This is a genomic window from Bifidobacterium callitrichos DSM 23973 (genome assembly GCF_000741175.1).
Taxonomy (GTDB): Bacteria; Actinomycetota; Actinomycetes; order Actinomycetales; family Bifidobacteriaceae; genus Bifidobacterium; species Bifidobacterium callitrichos.
Map to the genome: position 1 here is coordinate 1 of NZ_JGYS01000017.1, position 16,718 is coordinate 16,718.

A 16,718-nucleotide genomic window follows, 5' to 3' on the forward strand; every position below is an offset into this window, starting at 1 on the left:
CCCCCGCGCCGGTCAAGCGCAGCGCCGATGCGGCGGCGGCCGCGTCCGCCTCGCGCAAGCCCGGCGAGCTGTTCTCCGACGCGATCAAGCAGCAGCTCGGCGTCGTCTTCGGACGCATGAGCCGTCCGGTCACGCTCGCGCTGGAGCTGGATGACACCCCGCTTTCGGCGGAATTGCAGGGATTCGTCGGTGAGATGGTCGCGCTGTCCAATGGCAAGTTGAACTCCGTGGCGATCGATGCGGCCGGACTTGTCACGGCGGTCGACGGTTCGTCCGCGCCGGAATCGCTGGTCGTCGGCGAACCGGCTCAGATCGTGCTGCCGGCGGAGGCCGATGGCGATGCCTCTGTGCTGCCGACGTACGGCACGCTGGACGACACCGGCCGCGCCGAGTTCGACGCGGCGGGACTGCTGCCCGGCGCTCGTCCGGCCGCGCGCCTGTGCGTCGCCGGTGATGACGGGCGACTGGTGTTCACCGGCCTCGCGTTCCATGGCGTGCCCTCCGGCCACGAGTTCAACTCGTTCGTGCTGGGCCTGTACAACGCGGCCGGCCCCGGCCAGCCTCTGGACGACGATCTGCGCTCGCGCGCGGAGGCGATCGACAAGCCGACCGATGTGATGATCCTCGTGTCGCTCACCTGCACGATGTGCCCGGAGACGGTACTCGCCTCCCAGCGCATCGCCTCGCTCAACCCGAACGTACGCGCCGAGGCCTACGACATCTCGCACTTCCCGGAGCTCAAGGACCAGTACGGTGCGATGAGCGTGCCCTGCATCGTCATCAATCGTGGCGCTGGAGCCGGCGCGGATGGCGCTGCGGCCGCAGGTGAGCAGAAGGTCGAGTTCGGCAAGAAGAGCATTCCCCAGATGCTCGCCCTGCTCGGCGCGTAGCCTGCGCTCCGCGAGTCACGCCCGGTCGCCGGCGGTTCGGATTCCGGCGACCGGGCGTTTCCGGCTGCCAACTGCGTTTGCAGGGGTGGATCTTCCCGCCTCCGGATATCCATCTTGCTTAGGAGGGGTGCTCATTCAGCGTAGACATGCCCTTATCGGGGCGGAATGTGCCGTTTGTTCGCAGGATACGCCCCGTCGGCAACCCCTTGTAACGTCGATGGATGTCGGCAGGGCGGCGGATGTACCCCTGCGAACCAGGATTGCGGATGCCATGGTGTGTATCAATGGCGAAGGCTCGGCGAAGGAGCTTCACATGCGCGACGATGCGATGGGTGGTGCAGCAGGTTCTCCCGACATGCGCGGTCGGGAGCATGGACGGGATTGGATTCACATCGGATGTGTGGTGGCCGTGTGCGTCCTGTACATGCTGTTGCTGATGTGTGTTGCGATGGGCGAATTGCCTTGGGCCGACTACGAGACGCGCGGCGCATTCTCCATGGGCACCGCATTGATGATCAACTTCCTGTTCCCGCCCGTGCTGTTGGGCGTGGGCATGATATACGGGCTGAGACCGCAATCGCTGCCGGAACCGGAATCAGAGCCGCTGCCGAATCCACAATCCGGGGCGTCGCATCGCGTGGCCGACTGGGCGACGGTCCGCGGTGCCTTGCGTGCGTTCCTGTTCCCCCTGATCTCCGCGCTTCCCGCGTTCCCGCTGATATTCATGCTTGCCGTGGCGAGTGATTTCTGCGCGGTAAACTCCGTGTGCACGCAGGTCGGACCGTGGATACTGAACTGGATCAGTCTGGGGCAGGTGTGGTGGTTCATGGAGCTGTTCGCCGCTTCCGGTTGCATCGGCCTCGCCGCGACCCTGCTGGTCAGGCTCGCGGCGCGTCTGGTTCGTGGCCTGCGTGCTTGCCGGCGACTGTGACGAGCGTCGCGCACAGCAGCGCCACTGTGAACAGCACGGCGAGCACCGGAATCAGTGCGGAGTAACGATGCGTCTGGTCGGGGGAGTGGGTGACCACGAACGAGGCGAGCTGGTTGCCGGACAGGCCGGCGAACGCCCACGCGCTCAACGTCAGCCCATGCGTGGTGGAGACGGTTTTCGTACCGAAATGCTGGTCGAGCAGCACCGGCAGCGTGGAGAATCCGCCGCCGTAGCCCGCGTTGATGAGGAACAGCATGGCTAGCACCGCCCACAGCAGCGCGTTGCCGATGCTGTTGAGCGCGACCTGCAGCAGACATACCAGAATCGACATGATGAAGATCACCTGATACACGGTCTCACGGCGCTTGAGGTGATCGGACAGCGTTGAGAAGCCCATACGTCCGGCCGTGTTGAACACGGAGTCGATGGCGAGCACCAGCCCGATGACGCCTGCAGTGGCGGCGGCGAAATCGGACGGAGCCAACGCGGCATACTGCGGGAGGGCGGCCAGCACGTCGTGCAGGATGTCCTTCTCCTGGCTGATGAGCGCCAGGCCGCAGGTGATGTTGAGATAGAAGGCGATCCAGATGCCCCAGAACACCGGCTTCTTCAAGATCGAGACGCGGCTGACGTGCGAGGTGGCCGGATCGTAGGTCCAGCCGGCCGGACGGCGGATGAGCAGGAATCCGACCAGCATCATGACCGCGTAGACCGCGGCGAGCACGAAGAACATGCTCACCAGACCGACCGTGCCGATCAGGTATTCCATCAGCGGACTGGCTATGGCCTTGGCGAGTCCGAACCCGGCGACCGCGATGCCAGTGGCGAGGCCCTTGTTGTCGGAGAACCACAGCATCAGGTTCTTGACCGGGGTGAGGTAGCCCACGCCAAGTCCGACGCCCATGATCGCGCCGTAGCAGATGAACACGCCCGGCAGGAATCCGGCGGCGATGCTCACGCCCGTGCCGGCGAAGCCGACCACGAAGCAGACCATGGAGACGAAGGCGGACCGCTTGATGTTCCTCTCCACCATCGGGCCCGCGAACGCGGCGGACATGCCGAGGAAGAAGATGGCGAGGGAGAACGCCCACTCCACCGAGGCGGGCGCGGCGTGGAGACGGTCGGCGATGAGCTGTTTGAAGACGCTCCAACAGTAGACCGTGCCGATTGGAATGTGGATGAGAAGAGCCGGGATGATCGCGCTGGTCCAGCGGTTCCCGGCGGAAGCGATTCGTGCCATAGGCGGATGTCCCCTTTCACTGCCGATGCCGGTTGCCCGACGATTCCGCAAGAGACGCCTCACCCGAATCCGCACCAACCTACGTGGCACATGACGGTACTGCCCGCACATGCGAACATCGTTGGTGTAAGGTTCATCGGCGCTACTGGCTCTCGTCGATGCCGACAATGCAGCATTCTAGCAGGGTGGCGTTTCGGTACCCGCGGCTGGGATGGGGGATTTCGGTGAGATGGTTCACATCGGACGGTTGGATGGGAGGCGGAGTGCGGGATTGCACCGGTCGGGCGGACGGGAAACGACAAACTCTGCAAGGTCCGGAGGTCTTTTTCGCGTTACGGGGGTTTCGCGCGCCAAGACGTGCTAAACGGGGGAGCCCCGCAACCTGACAGAGGTTGCGGGGCTCCCCGATGATTCGACGGCGCGGACCGGAATCAGCCCGTGTTCTGCAGGCCTGCGGCGACGCCGGAGACCGTGCAGAGGATGAGATAGATGAACCCGGCCTGCTGGCTCTTGGAGAGCTCTTCCTTGTCCACCTTCTTACGCAGCGAACGCAGCGCCAGCACCTGGGTGACGGACAGCGCGTCCACGTACGGGGAGCGGATTCGGATGGCCTGGCCGAGCACGTGACGGTGCTGCAGCGGCCACTTGTCGCCGACGATGTCGAGCACCCACTTGCGGGTGAGCTCCATCTCGTGCATGACCTTCTCCGGCAGATCCGTGCGATCGTCGAGCGCCAGATACATCTTGGCGATGCGCTCGTCGGTCTTGGCCAGCGACATCTCGATGTTGTCGATGAACGTGGAGAACAGCGGCCATTCCTCGTAGGCCTGACGCATCGTCTCCAGATCGCCGAACTGCTCGCATGCGGTGCCGAGGCCGTACCATGCGGCCAGGTTGATGCGCGCCTGAGCCCAGGAGAAGATCCACGGGATCGTACGCAGATCGTCGAGCGACTTCGCGCCGAGGCCACGCTTGGCCGGACGGGAGCCGATCGGCAGCAGGCCGATCTCCGTCAGCGGCGTCACGGTGGAGAACCACTGCGCGAAATCGGGCGTGTGCAGCAGGTCGAGGAAGCGGTTGTGCGCGGCCTCGTCGAGCTCGTGCGCCATCTCGGCGTACTTGGCGGTCATGTCCGTGTTGCGCTTCTCGACGCTCGGCGCGGACTGGAGCAGGGTCGCCGCCGCAACGGACTCGACGTGGCGGATGGCCAGCACCGGGTTGCCGTAGCGGGCGAAGATGACCTCGCCCTGTTCGGTGAGCTTGAAGCGGCACTTGACCGATCCGACCGGCTGGGCAAGCACCGCGCGGTTGGCGGGGCCGCCACCACGACCGACGGCACCGCCGCGGCCATGGAACAGGGTCAGGTCGATGTCGTGCGATTCGGCCCACTTGGCGATGCGCTCCTGCGCGGAGTGCAGGGCCAGCGTGGCGGAGGTCGGGCCGGCGTCCTTCGAGGAGTCGGAGTAGCCGAGCATGACCTCGAGCTTGTTGCCGGTGGCCTTCAGACGAGCCTGCACCTCGGGGATCTTGATCATTTCCTCGAGCACGTCCACCGAGTTCTGCAGATCCTCGAGCTGCTCGAACAGCGGGATCACGTCGATGGTCGGCACGTCCTCCGGATGCGCGAAGGCGAGACGGTTGAGCTCGTAGACATCCTTGATGTTCTGCGCGCTCTTCGTGAACGAGATGATGTAGCGGCGTGCGGCCTTGAGTCCGTTGCGCTTCTGGATCGAGCCGAGGGCGCGGAAGGTGTCGAGCACCTCCTGAGTCATCGGCTGCAGCTCGCCGCGCTCGCCGTGCAGGCCGTGCTCGCGGATATCCGCGAGGGCGCGGGAGTGCACGACCGAGTGCTGACGGAACTCCATCTCGACCATGTGGAAGCCGAAGGTCTCGGCCTGCCAGATCAGGTCCTGCAGCGGGCCGTAGGCGGAGCGCTTGGCGCCCGCGTCGGCCAGCGACTGCTGCACGGTCTTGAGATCGGCGATGAAGTCGTCGCAGGTGTGGTACATCAGGTCGGCGTCGCGCAGGATCGTGTAGTGCAGGCGATCGGCGATCACCAGCATGACGGCGCGGTGCAGCTCCTTGGTGGAGATCAGCGCGGCCTTGTCGGTGAGCCTCTCGCTCATCTCCTTCTGGTGGCTCCACAGCACCTTGAGCGCAGCGCTCGGCGGCGTGGTCTCGGCCTCCATCGTCAGGTTCTTGCCGACGGTGCGGGTGGCCTCCTCGAGGGCGGCCAGCACATGGTCGGAGAACTTGCGCGCGACCTGACGGCTGACCTTCGCGGTGACGTTCGGGTTGCCGTCGCGGTCGGAGCCGATCCAGCTGCCCGGGTGGAAGAACGCGGGGCAGACGGGCTCGACGAGTCCGGCCTTGTCGCCCAGGATCCAGTCGTCGAAGCGACGGTAGACCTTGGGGATCGTGTGGAAGAGCGTGTTGTCGAAGATGTCGAGAATCGTGTCCGCCTCTTCGACCGGGGTCGGCTTCTTGAGCGCGATCGGCGAGGTGCGGAACAGCGCGTCGATCTCGTTGTAGAGACGGCGCAGGTTCTCCTTCTTGTCGGAGCCGCCCAGCAGCTTGTTGGCCGTCAGCAGCTCGGAGATGCGGCGGATCTTGCCTTCGACCGCCTTACGGCGGGCCTCGGTGGGGTGCGCGGTGAACACCGGGTGGAACTCGAGTTGGTCGAGCAGCTCCTTGGCTTTCGCCGGGCCCATCTCGTTGATGAGCTGGTGGTAGGCGACGGTGAGCTCGTTGATCGGGTCCACGGCGCTGTCGTCGCTCACCTTGGCCTCACGTGCGTGCAGCACGGAGACGCGGTAGTCCTCCTCGCACAGGTTGGCGAGGTGGAAGTAGGTGGCGAATGCGCGGGCCAGAAGCTGGGCGTCGTGAAGCTTCATGGCGTCGATGACTTCCACGGCCTTCTTGAGACCATCGTGATCCGGATCGGGATCGACCATCACGCCTTCGAAATGCTCGGCGCTGGCCTCGACGGCGTACTTGCGTACTTCGTCGAACGTGGAAAGCAATTTGGGATCGAATTCGCCGAGTACATCACGCAGGATGTGCAGACACAGATCCATGTCGTTGGCGAGTGATTCGGGCAGAGCACGCTCTTCGGGACCCTTGGTTCCCGTACCGGTCGAGACTATCGTCGCGTCGGCTGGCGTGATCTGCTGATCGTTATCTGTCATCAGACCTCCTTCTGCCGTACCTCAGGTTGCCCGGTCTGACGGTCGCCCGCGGCTCCTCCGCGGTTGTTGAGGCCGTCCGTTGCGAGCCCACAGCCCGTATACGGCGTTTGGTTGTGGTCAGCATTCTATCGTCGCGAAATCGCCATCTATGTTACGAAGTTCGATTATCGGGCGATTATGTGGATATTCGGGGGTGGTCGGTTTTCCGTGCGATGGTCGTGTGATGATCGTGTGATGACCGTGGAACAAACGTGGGACGATCATATGGCGACCACCGATTGTCCGAAAGGTGGACACGAAAGTGAACGCGGCGATGTTCGGGGAAGGGCGCGGGGTAGCGTACGATCTCGGGAAATTTGCGGGGATTCCATCGCAATTCGTCGGATTTCTTTCATCAGAATCGAATACACATGCAACAGCAGACGGACCATACCGACACACAGAACGGGCGCCGCACCGATACCAAGGAACCGCCCAAGGAGCACGGTGCGATCGCCGTATCGCACTACCACACGCACTCCATTCCGCTGGACATGGAGGACATCGAACGCGACTGGGACAAGCCGATCACCGAGGCGGGCATCGCCGCCAAGGCGAGCGTCATCGTGCGCGTCGGACTGCTTGACCTGTCCGCCGGAACCGGATCGTTCCGCGTGCGCGAGATGATGCATCGCATCGCCTACCCGCTCGGCGTGCACGTGCGCGCCGACGTGAACCTGACCGACATCGAGGCCGCGTGCACCGACGGCAAGGACCGCATCACCGAGGTCATCGACCTGCCCACCACCGGCGTCAACACCGAACGCATCTGGCTGCTCGAGCACTTCGCCGACTGGTTCAGCGTGAACCTCGGCGAGGAGAGCATGTACCACACGCGCCCCGAGGTGTCCAAGGGCCTCATGCAGCACCTCGACGAGAAGGACGCCTCGCAGATGTCCGCCAAGCTCGCCAAGGAGCTGCGCGAGGAGGAGAAGGAGGAACGGGAGCGTCAGGCCGAGGCGCAGGAGGCGCGAGGTGCGACGGGAGCCGGTACGGTCGCGACATGGGTGAATCGCCTCGCCGGCCGCGGCCATGACGTCAAGTCGGGTCAGTCGGGTCAGTTGGACCAGTCGGGTCAGTTGGGTCATGACGGCAAGTCCGGTCAGGTTGAACAGGATGGGCAGGACGCCGTCCTCGACGCTCTCGAGGCAGCAAGTCAGCACACCGATCCCGGCCAGCCGCTCGCCGAACCGCTGGACGTGCATGAGAGCGACTGGTCCAAGTCGGCGATGACCGAATCGCTCGCCGAACGCGCCGAACTCGCCAAGCAAGAGGAGCGCGAACGGCAGGAGCGGCATCGTCGCCGCGGCGTCAACGGATCCGGTCACGCCGACTCCGAGGTGATGGGGCCCGACTTCGAGGACATGAGGGACAGGATGGCCGATCGTAAGCCGTCACGCGAGCGCCTCGTCGATCGTGAGTTCCGTGAGGTCCGTGACGCGCATGAGGGCCGAGGCCGTCATGGCGTGGCACCGGAAGAAGGCTTCGTCGGCAACGGCGGCGGCACCAACGGCGGTGCCAAGGGCGCCAAGGCCGCCAACGGCACTGCGGGATCCTCCTCTCGCAAACGTGATCACAAGCCGCCGAAGGGCGAATACGCCGAACACTTCGACCACGTCGGCAAGACACCCGTGGCCGGCCGCCCCGGCATCACCGTGCGGCAGGCGCACAAGCGACTCGACATGATCGAGCACCGCAAGCCGCTCTACTCCCCCGCGTTCGCCGGACTCGCCTCCGCCATCGCCTGCGCATCCTTCGTGTTCCTTCTGGGCGGCGGCCCGTATGACATGGTCGGCGCGTTCGTCGGCGCCGGACTCGGCCACTGGCTGCGCCGCCGGCTCTTCGCCCACCACCTGAACCAGTTCTTCGTCACCTTCGTGTGCGTGGCCGTCGCCGCGCTCGCCTGCACCGGCACGCTGCGACTGATCGGCCTGTTCGACCCGATCGCCCTGCAGCACGACACCGCGTACATCGGCGCGATGCTCTTCGTCATCCCCGGCTTCCCGCTCATCACCAGCGGACTGGACATGGCGAAGATCGACTTCCCCTCGGGCATCCAACGTCTCGCCTACTTCCTGTGCATCGTGCTCATGGCCACGCTCGCAGGCTGGATGATCGCCACGATCGTGCACCTCAACCCCACCGGATTCGAGCCGCTCGGGTTGAACCCGTGGGTCAACGCGCTGCTGCGCGCCGTGTTCGCGTTCCTCGGAGTCTGGGGCTTCTCGATCATGTTCAACTCGCCGCAGCGCATGTGCCTGACCGCCGCCGTCATCGGCATGATCACCGACACCCTGCGTCTCGAGATCGTCGACGCCGGCGTGCCCGCCGAAGCGGGCGCATTCATCGGCGCCCTGCTCGCCGGCCTGCTCGCCTCCGCATGGCGATCCTCGGTACGCAAGGGCTGGCTGCCCCCGCACCTTGGCTATCCGCGCATCTGCCTGACCGTGCCGTCGATCGTGATCATGGTCCCCGGCATGTATATGTACCGCGCGATGTGGTACCTCGGCAGCTTCCAGACGATCCACGCACTCGACTGGGCGTTCCGCGCGTTCATGGTGATCGTCTGCCTGCCGATCGGGCTGGCGATGGCCCGCGTCATCACGGACAAGTCCTGGCGCTACGACATCTGATCGGCGCTTGATCGGCAGGCTAACCGACCTTCGCGCCGCGGCCGAACGCGCCCATACTCTGAGACGGTTTCGTGGCGTTTTCGGCGGATTGTCCGCACTGTCGGGGAACGTCGAGCGATATCGGGGAACGAGCATACAAGACAAGAGCGGAACGAGAGAAAGTAAGGCGGCCTTATCGTGGCGAACGATTTCTGGATCCTACTGGCCATGGTCATCTATTTCACGGCCATGCTGTCCATCGGATTCATCTACTCCAAACGATCGAACTCCTCATCGAAGGAGTACTTCGCCGGCGGCCGTGGCGTCGGGCCATGGCTGACGGCCCTGTCCGCCGAAGCGTCCGACATGTCCGGATGGCTGCTCATGGGCCTGCCGGGCCTCGCCTACTTCACCGGCGCCGCCGACCCGATGTGGACCTCCATCGGACTGGCGCTCGGCACATACCTCAACTGGAAGCTCGTCGCCCGGCGACTGCGCCGCTACTCGGTCGTTGCCGGCGACGCGATCACCATCCCCGACTTCTTCGCCAAGCGCTTCCATGACCATCGCGGCGTGATCTCGACCATCGCGGCGCTCATCATCCTCGTGTTCTTCTGCGTGTACGTGGGCAGCTGCTTCGTGACCGTCGGCAAGCTGTTCCACGCGCTCTTCGGATTCGACTATCACCTCATGATGATCATCGGCGCGCTGGTCGTGTTCGTATACACCATCGTCGGCGGATACCTGTCGGTCGTGATGACCGACTTCATCCAGGGAGTGCTCATGTTCTCCGCGCTCGCCGTCGTGTTCATCGGCACGGTGGCCTCCGCGGGTGGCATCGGCAATACGGTCGCGTTCCTGCGCGCCATCCCGGGCTTCATCTCCGGCACGCAGGTGGCGGTGCCGCAGCTCGACCCGACGTCCGGTCAGCAACTCGTCGAGGCAGGCAAGGCGGTGTTCGGCGCACCTGCCGACTACGGCATCATCACCATCGTCTCGATGCTCGCCTGGGGTCTCGGCTACTTCGGCATGCCGCAGGTGCTTGTGCGATTCCTGTCGATTCGCAGCGTCGAGGAGGTGCGCAAATCGCGGATCATCGCCACCTCATGGTGCGTGCTATCGCTCGCCAGCGCGGTGTGCATCGGCTTGGTCGGGCGCGCGATGATGCCGACGCATCTGCTCACCTCGGGTGACGCGGAGACCATCTTCATCGTGCTCGCGCAGACGTTGCTGCCGAGCTTCATCTGCGGTGTGGTCGTCTCCGGCATCTTCGCCGCCTCGATGAGCTCGAGCTCGTCGTACATGATCATCGGCGCCTCCGCGATGGGCGAGAACATCTTCCGCGGGCTGCTGCACCGCAAGGCCACGGACAGGCAGGTCATGATCGTGGCGCGTCTGACGCTGATCGTCATGTTCCTGTTCGGCATCCTCGTGGCCTACGACCAGAACTCGTCGATCTTCCAGGTCGTCTCCTACGCGTGGGCCGGTCTGGGTGCCTCGTTCGGCCCGCTGATGCTGTGCGCGCTGTACTGGCGCCGCGCCAACAAGGCGGGTGCGGTGGCCGGCATGATCTCCGGCACCGCCGCGGTGCTCGTGTGGCATAATCTCATCAAGCCGTTGGGAGGCGTGTTCGCGATCTACGAGCTGCTGCCGGCGTTCCTCATCTCGCTGGCGTGCATCATCGTGGTCTCGCTGCTCACGGCCCGCCCGAGCGATCGCATGCTCTACGAATTCGATCACTACATGGATGATCCGCTGCCCGGCACCCTGCCCTCCGGCACGCTTCTGGTCGACGAGCCGATGCAGGCCATGGAATCCGAGGTCAATCCGCGGCGCGGTGATACCGCCCACGATGCGTGATGCGGGGGCGTGGGTTGCAGAATGCGCGCGCAGCACGTCCCTGATTGCAGGATGAGCCGGTCTAGCACAAGGTGGGCATGAGATAGTCGATTCATTAATGAATCGACGGCGCAGGATACTGGTTTTCTGCTGGGTTTCTGCGTTACAAGGGGTACTTTCGGCCTGTTGCGGACATCTATCTCGCTTACGTGGGGTACTTATGTCAGGTATACGGGACCGAAAACGGCCTGATTGCAACGAGGTCAAGCCGTTTTCAGGCCTTGATACTTCGGACAAGTACCCCTCGTAAGCGAGATAGATGTCCGCAAACGCCGTAATGTACCCCTTGTAACGCAGATAGCTTGTCTAGTACCTCACCGCACTGTTCATCACCGTGCCGTTCAGAAGATGCGCCTCCCGCCGACGAACGTCATCGACACGTGCTGCGGCATGGCGCGCATCTCCTCCGGGGTCCGGGCCTCGTACGGGTCGGTGTCCAAGAGCACAAGATCGGCGGGGTCGCCGGCTTCGAGATGGTCGCGCCCGGCCGCCGTGGATGCGGCCAATGCCACGTCCACAGGCAGGCACTGCTCAGGCTGGAACGGCTCTCGATCGGAGTTCTCCGTGCCGAACACCGCCGCGGAGATGGCCATCCACGGGTCAAGCGGCGCAACCGGGGCATCCGACCCCATGCGCAGCCGCGTGCCGGCGTCGTACAGCGACCGGAATGCATAGGGGATGCCGGCCGGATGCGCCCAGAAGCGGGTGATCACATCGCGGTCGTCCATCGCATGCTGCGGCTGGATGCTCGCGTCGAGCCCAAGCTTCGCAAGGCGCGGAATATCGGAGCGCTTGAGCATCTGAGCATGCTCGATCGACCCATGGGCGCGCGTGCGCTCGGCCGCATCCAACACGATGGTGTTCGCCTCGTCGCCGATCGCATGGCAGGCGATCTCGAAGCCATGCTCGGTGGCGAGCCGCATGTACTCCTCGATCTGCTGCGGCGTGTAGCTCAGCGTGCCGTAGGTCGGCGGTTCGATGCCGGAATACGGGGTCGAGCAGTAGGCGGAACGGGTGTTGAGCGAACCATCCGAGATGAGCTTCATCGCGCCGACCGTGCCGAGCCCCTGCGATCCGGGCAGCTCCTTTCCGGTACGCCAGCCGTCGTCGATGGCCTGCTGCAGGCGTTCCGGATAGACGCCGGCAGCGACGCGCAGACGATCGATGCCGGAAGCGAAACGACGGATCCACGTGGCGATGTTCTCGGCCATTTCGTAGTCGCGAATGCCGACCACGCCCTTGCCGGCCGCATCCCGCTCGGCCTCACGAAGCAGACGGTCGGTCTCCTCGGCAGCCCCCGGCGCCTTGTCGAACTGAGTGTAGGCGTCGAACCATTCGAGCTCGCCGACGAGCCCGGTCTTCTCATCCACATGGACGCCAAGTCGTCGGGCCGCCGCCGAATTCACCCATCCGCAGTGCATGTCGGCGCTGGAAAGCGCGACCGGCTGCTCGCCGGTCACCGCATCGATCGCAGCCAACGTGGGCTGTTGATCGTCGGACCACAGCGAGTGACGGAACCGCATGCCCACCACGAACGCATTCGGGTCGAGTGTGCCTGCGGCGCGGCGTTCGTCAAGATGCGCACGAAGCATCGCCATCGCCTCGTCGGCCGACCGAGCGCTGATCAGATCAAGGCGACCGAGGGTTTTCGACCACTGCGTGAAATGCGTATGGCAGTCCCACAGTCCGGGGATGACCCACAGACCGTCGGCGTCGATGGTGTCGGCCGTGTCGGTGTCGGCCGTGTCGGAAGCCGAGACTGACGTCGTTGACAAAGATGGCGTCACGGAGACGATGCGTCCTGCGCGGATGCTGAGGTCCACGCGTGTATCCGTGCCTACATCGCTGCCGGGAATGCGCGCATTGATGATATTGAGATCGCGGTCGTTCGGATCGCCGCTCGTGCTATTGCCGTTGTCCATACCGCTATGGTGCCACTGTCGGATGAGGGAGAGAGGCGTCCTTTCGACCGTTGAGCCGAATGATTGTGTCGAATGGTTAAGTCTCCTGTGCCGTCTCCTGTGCCGTCCCCGCCCGGCGGTGTCCGACAGCGCGATGGCCCGGTTATCCACAAACGCCCGCATCTATGCACGGCTTATTCTTCGATCAAGGTGCGATTCCCCAATACCGCATAATCTGGGTTAAGCCGGATGCCTGCATCTCGCAGTCCTCGAAGAAAGGGATTGCACGGTTGTGCCGGGCAAGGAAAGCAGAGGATCGAGGAGGATCTGATGGGCGATTCGATGGCATTGACTGAGCTTACGGAACTGAAATATCGTCGTATGGAGGTGTGCGCTGCGATTCAACGGCGCACGGATTGGCGTCCGCCATATGCTTTATCGACCGCTTTGGAGCTGATGGCGATCGAGTTGCCTCGCATGCCTGCGTTGCCGTCGCGTCGGCGAATGCGGTACCGGAAGCGTAGTCGAACCAGTGAAGACGTGGTGGTGGCGGTTCCTCATCTCAATCGCCGATACCGGGTCAAGGGAGTCAATGCGGTGGTGTGGCGGTTCCCGATGGACACCGTCACGGTCGAACGGCAGTTCGCATGCACGTCACCGCCTTGCACGTGGGCAATGTTCGCCCCATATGTGGGTTTGGAGGAGCTTATCGTGCTGGGGGATTCCATGACCCGGCGTGATGGGCGTCTGCGTCGGTCGACGGTGGAGGAACTGGGCCTGTACCTCGATGGTGCCGAGGAGTATGCGCGGCAGGAGCGTGAGGCGGGGCGCCAATGTCGGATGTTCAGAGGATATGCCGATTGTCGTCGTGCGCTGCCGATGATTCGCGAGGGCACGGATTCCTCGATGGAGACGCGCACTCGATTGGCGTTGATGAAATACGGATTGGATTGTCCTCGAGTGAACTACCCCGTGTTCATCGGACATGGAGAGAAGACCCTGTATTTGGACCTTGCGTATCCCGAGTTCAAAATCTGTGTCGAATATGACGGCTCTCATCATGCCGGTCAATGGCTAACCGATGTCAAAAGGCGGCAGATACTCGAGGACGCAGGATGGAAGTATGTCCAAGTGACGACAATGGATATTGGTGATGACTCCTCTGAAGCGGCCTTGGCCGGCAGGGTTGCAGAGAGAATATACGAGGTAACGGGTTCGATCACACCACTGACCGAGAGAAAGACCATTCGTCAGATCTGCGATGGCAGAAGTCGGTATCGCAAGCCGATGCACCTGCGACTTGGATTCACCCCATTGTTGAATTCTGGTGTCGGTGATGGTGAGGCGCTGGTCGATGTCATCGGTGACTGTGACCCGTGAGGATGGTGGTTCTCCAGACTAGGACACTGCCTATCTGCGTCTGCTATCTGCGTTATGAGGGGTACTTTCAGCCTTGTGCGGACATCTATCTCGCTTGCGAGGGGTACTCGCCTTGGGTATAAGGGCCGGAAAACGGCTTGATGCCGTTGGGGCTAAGCCATTTTCCGGCCCTTATACTTCGGCTTGGTACCCCATGTAAGCGAGATAGATGTCCGCACGATGCCGAAAGTACCTCATGTAACGCAGATAGGGGGAACGAACGTCCTTATCAGGCTGCTTTCGGTACTGCTTCGGTACTGCTTCGGTACTACTGAATATCAGTACTTCATGCCCATGGCCTCGCGCACCTCGTCGAGGGTGGCCTCGGCGATCTCGTTGGCGCGCTTGTTGCCGTCGTGCAGGACGTCGCGCACGTAGTCCATGTCCTTGGCCAGCTCGGCGCGACGCTCGCGGTGCGGGGCGAGGAAGTTGTTCACCGATTCGATGACGTACGCCTTGAGCGCGCCTGCGCCCGCGGCACCGATCTCATCGGCGATCTCCTTCGGGTCGCGGCCGGTGACAAGGCCCGCGGTGGTGAGCAGCGCGGAGACCTGCGGACGGTTGATCGGATCGAACGTGATGGTGCGCTCGGAGTCGGTCGGGCTCTTCTTGATGAGCTTGGCGGTCTCCTCGGCGGTGGCGCCCAGCATGATCGAGTTGCCGTACGACTTGCTCATCTTGCGGCCGTCGAGGCCCGGGATCTCCGGCGCGTCGGACAGGATCGCGGCCGGCTCGGGGAACACCGGGTGCTTCTTCGCGTAGCGCTCGTTGAAGCGTCGGGCGATGGTGCGCGTGATCTCGATGTGCGGCAGGTTGTCCTTGCCGATCGGCACGACGTTCGCCTTGCAGAACAGGATGTCGCACGCCTGATGCACCGGGTAGGTGAGCAGCAGGCCGGTCAGCGCGTGGCCGGAGGCCTCCATCTCGGACTTGACGGTCGGGTTGCGGTGCAGTTCGGCCTCGGTGACGAGGGAGAGGAACGGCAGCAGCAGCTGGTTCTCGGCCGGCACGGCGGAGTGCGCGTAGATCATGGTCTTCTTCGGGTCGATGCCGGCGGCCATGTAGTCGAGCACGAGGTTGAGGACGTTGTCCTGGATGTGCTCGGTGGTGTCGCGATCGGTGATGACCTGGTAGTCGGCGATGATGATGTTGGAGTGCACGCCCTTGTTCTGCATGGCCACGCGCTCCTTGATGGAGCCGAAGTAGTGGCCGAGGTGCAGACGGCCGGTCGGGCGGTCGCCGGTGAGCATCGTGAACTTGCCCGGCTCGGCTTCGAGCTTGGCCAGTGTCGCGTCCGAGCGCTTCTTCGCGGCCAGGAAGCTGGCGCTCATTTCGTTGCCGGCGGCCGTGATCTGCGGCTCCTGCGTTTCTTCCGTCATACGTATCGTCCTTTTCGGTGGTTTCGGTGATCCGTCTGATCAGGTGACTGGTCAGTGTGGTGATCAGGTTGTGTCAAAACCGTGCAAAATATCGCTTTTATCGTAAAAGCGCGAGCCGACAAGCCCAATGAATCAGACAAGTGGTACTCTTCTATGTTGATGAATTGATAGCAAGCATTATCTCAGGGGGTCACATGGGCCGCGGACGTCAGAAAGCCAAGCAGCAGAAGATAGCTCGTAAGCTCAAATATCTGACTACCGACACCGATTATGATGAGCTTGCCAAGGAACTGAGCGGTCAGGAGCCGGGAACCGGCTCGGTTGACCCGTTTGCCGACGTCGAGGATCAGTATTCTTCTCACTATGCGGACGAGACTTCGGACGCCGCCGTTGCGGCGGATTCGATTGTTTCCGCTGATGCCGATGACGCTGATCGCGTCAGCGGTGCCAGCGCGCAGGGCGATGACGATCTGGACGAGTACGCCAAGTGGGCCGCCGAGGCGGCCGCGAAGGCCACCAGCGGCGAATTTCCCAAGGCAAGCAAGACCAGCGCGAAGCCGGTGCCGCACAAGCCCATCCCGATGCCGATGCCGAGCGCACTCAAGCCGCATAAGGCCTGAGCGGCAGCAGCCACCCCAGATCGTCGCGTTCGCCGACCGCGCTGATATGCCCGGCCTCCTTCTCCTCGTTCCATGAGGTGATCCCGGCCGCAAGGCGCAGCCATACCTGCGGATCCAGTTCGATGACGTCCGGCGGCGTGAGATTATGCGGGTCGGAGGCCGGTCCGTCGAGGATCTTGATCGCGCCCCACGGGGCCACGCGTACCTCCACACCGGGGCCGGGTGCCTTGCGTTCAAGCAGGAACAGCGAGTAGCGTACGGCCATCGCCATGACCGGGCGCGGCAGTTTCGGCGCGATGGCGAGGCGCGCGGGGATCGCCGCGGTTGGCGCGCCAATGCGTGCGGCTTCAGCGCGCGCCGCCTCGCACCATTGCTTGAGTGCCACGCGTCCGCGTTCCAAATCCTTTTCCAGAATCACAGCCATACCGTCATTGTGTCACGTCCGTGGACGGCATGACGGATTTGACGGTTGTGTGGCTGAGCGTGGATGGCTGAACGTTTCGTCATCGCTGCGGGTGCGGAACTCGCCTCCCAGCGAAGCGATCGATTCGCGACGCACCCCCGACCGGCTCGTGAACATCGTCTCCCGATTCGATGGCC

General features: G+C 63.6%; 11 protein-coding genes. 6 read left to right on the forward strand and 5 right to left on the reverse strand.

Features of this window, described 5'->3' with window-relative positions; genetic code table 11:
* Both BCAL_RS09035 and BCAL_RS09040 read left to right on the forward strand, forming a co-directional pair.
* On the forward strand, nt 1–890 hold an 890-nt coding region (locus BCAL_RS09035; RefSeq protein WP_043260082.1), incomplete at its 5' end, for a thioredoxin family protein.
* Nucleotides 891–1,203: 313 nt separating this feature from the next.
* Nucleotides 1,204–1,821: a hypothetical protein gene (locus BCAL_RS09040; protein WP_043260084.1), complete on the forward strand. Its 618-nt coding sequence runs from the start codon at nt 1,204–1,206 to the stop codon at nt 1,819–1,821.
* Here the strand turns inward: BCAL_RS09040 and BCAL_RS09045 are convergent.
* Nucleotides 1,769–3,061 (reverse strand): OFA family MFS transporter, encoded by a 1,293-nt coding sequence (locus BCAL_RS09045; protein ID WP_043166657.1) that lies wholly within the window; start codon nt 3,059–3,061, stop codon nt 1,769–1,771. The genes BCAL_RS09040 and BCAL_RS09045 overlap by 53 nt on opposite strands.
* A 431-nt stretch (nt 3,062–3,492) precedes the next feature.
* Nucleotides 3,493–6,249, reverse strand: coding sequence for a phosphoenolpyruvate carboxylase (locus BCAL_RS09050; protein ID WP_043166655.1), 2,757 nt, complete (start codon nt 6,247–6,249; stop codon nt 3,493–3,495).
* Between the two features lie 533 nt (nt 6,250–6,782).
* Here BCAL_RS09050 and BCAL_RS13805 point away from each other — a divergent pair.
* Nucleotides 6,783–8,921: a threonine/serine exporter family protein gene (locus BCAL_RS13805; RefSeq protein WP_238549680.1), complete on the forward strand. Its 2,139-nt coding sequence runs from the start codon at nt 6,783–6,785 to the stop codon at nt 8,919–8,921.
* Nucleotides 8,922–9,098: 177 nt separating this feature from the next.
* A complete protein-coding gene (locus BCAL_RS09060) occupies nt 9,099–10,760 on the forward strand; it encodes a sodium/proline symporter (protein WP_152600388.1) in 1,662 nt (553 codons plus the stop codon).
* Between the two features lie 380 nt (nt 10,761–11,140).
* Here the strand turns inward: BCAL_RS09060 and BCAL_RS09065 are convergent, their stop codons facing one another.
* Nucleotides 11,141–12,721: an amidohydrolase gene (locus BCAL_RS09065; protein WP_052119235.1), complete on the reverse strand. Its 1,581-nt coding sequence runs from the start codon at nt 12,719–12,721 to the stop codon at nt 11,141–11,143.
* 309 nt (nt 12,722–13,030) lie between these two features.
* Between BCAL_RS09065 and BCAL_RS09070 the strand changes: the two genes are divergently transcribed.
* Complete coding sequence (locus tag BCAL_RS09070) at nt 13,031–14,080, forward strand: DUF559 domain-containing protein (RefSeq protein ID WP_052119234.1); 1,050 nt, start codon at nt 13,031–13,033, stop codon at nt 14,078–14,080.
* A gap of 317 nt (nt 14,081–14,397) precedes the next feature.
* Here BCAL_RS09070 and trpS read toward each other — a convergent pair whose 3' ends face one another.
* Complete coding sequence (gene trpS / locus BCAL_RS09075) at nt 14,398–15,498, reverse strand: tryptophan--tRNA ligase (protein WP_043166651.1); 1,101 nt, start codon at nt 15,496–15,498, stop codon at nt 14,398–14,400.
* A 194-nt stretch (nt 15,499–15,692) separates the two neighbouring features.
* Between trpS and BCAL_RS09080 the strand changes: the two genes are divergently transcribed.
* Complete coding sequence (locus BCAL_RS09080) at nt 15,693–16,118, forward strand: DUF3073 domain-containing protein (RefSeq protein ID WP_043166649.1); 426 nt, start codon at nt 15,693–15,695, stop codon at nt 16,116–16,118.
* Here BCAL_RS09080 and BCAL_RS09085 read toward each other — a convergent pair.
* A complete protein-coding gene (locus BCAL_RS09085; protein ID WP_043166647.1) occupies nt 16,099–16,542 on the reverse strand; it encodes a sterol carrier family protein in 444 nt (147 codons plus the stop codon). The two genes, BCAL_RS09080 and BCAL_RS09085, sit on opposite strands and share 20 nt — an antisense overlap.
* Nucleotides 16,543–16,718: the final 176 nt, after the last annotated feature.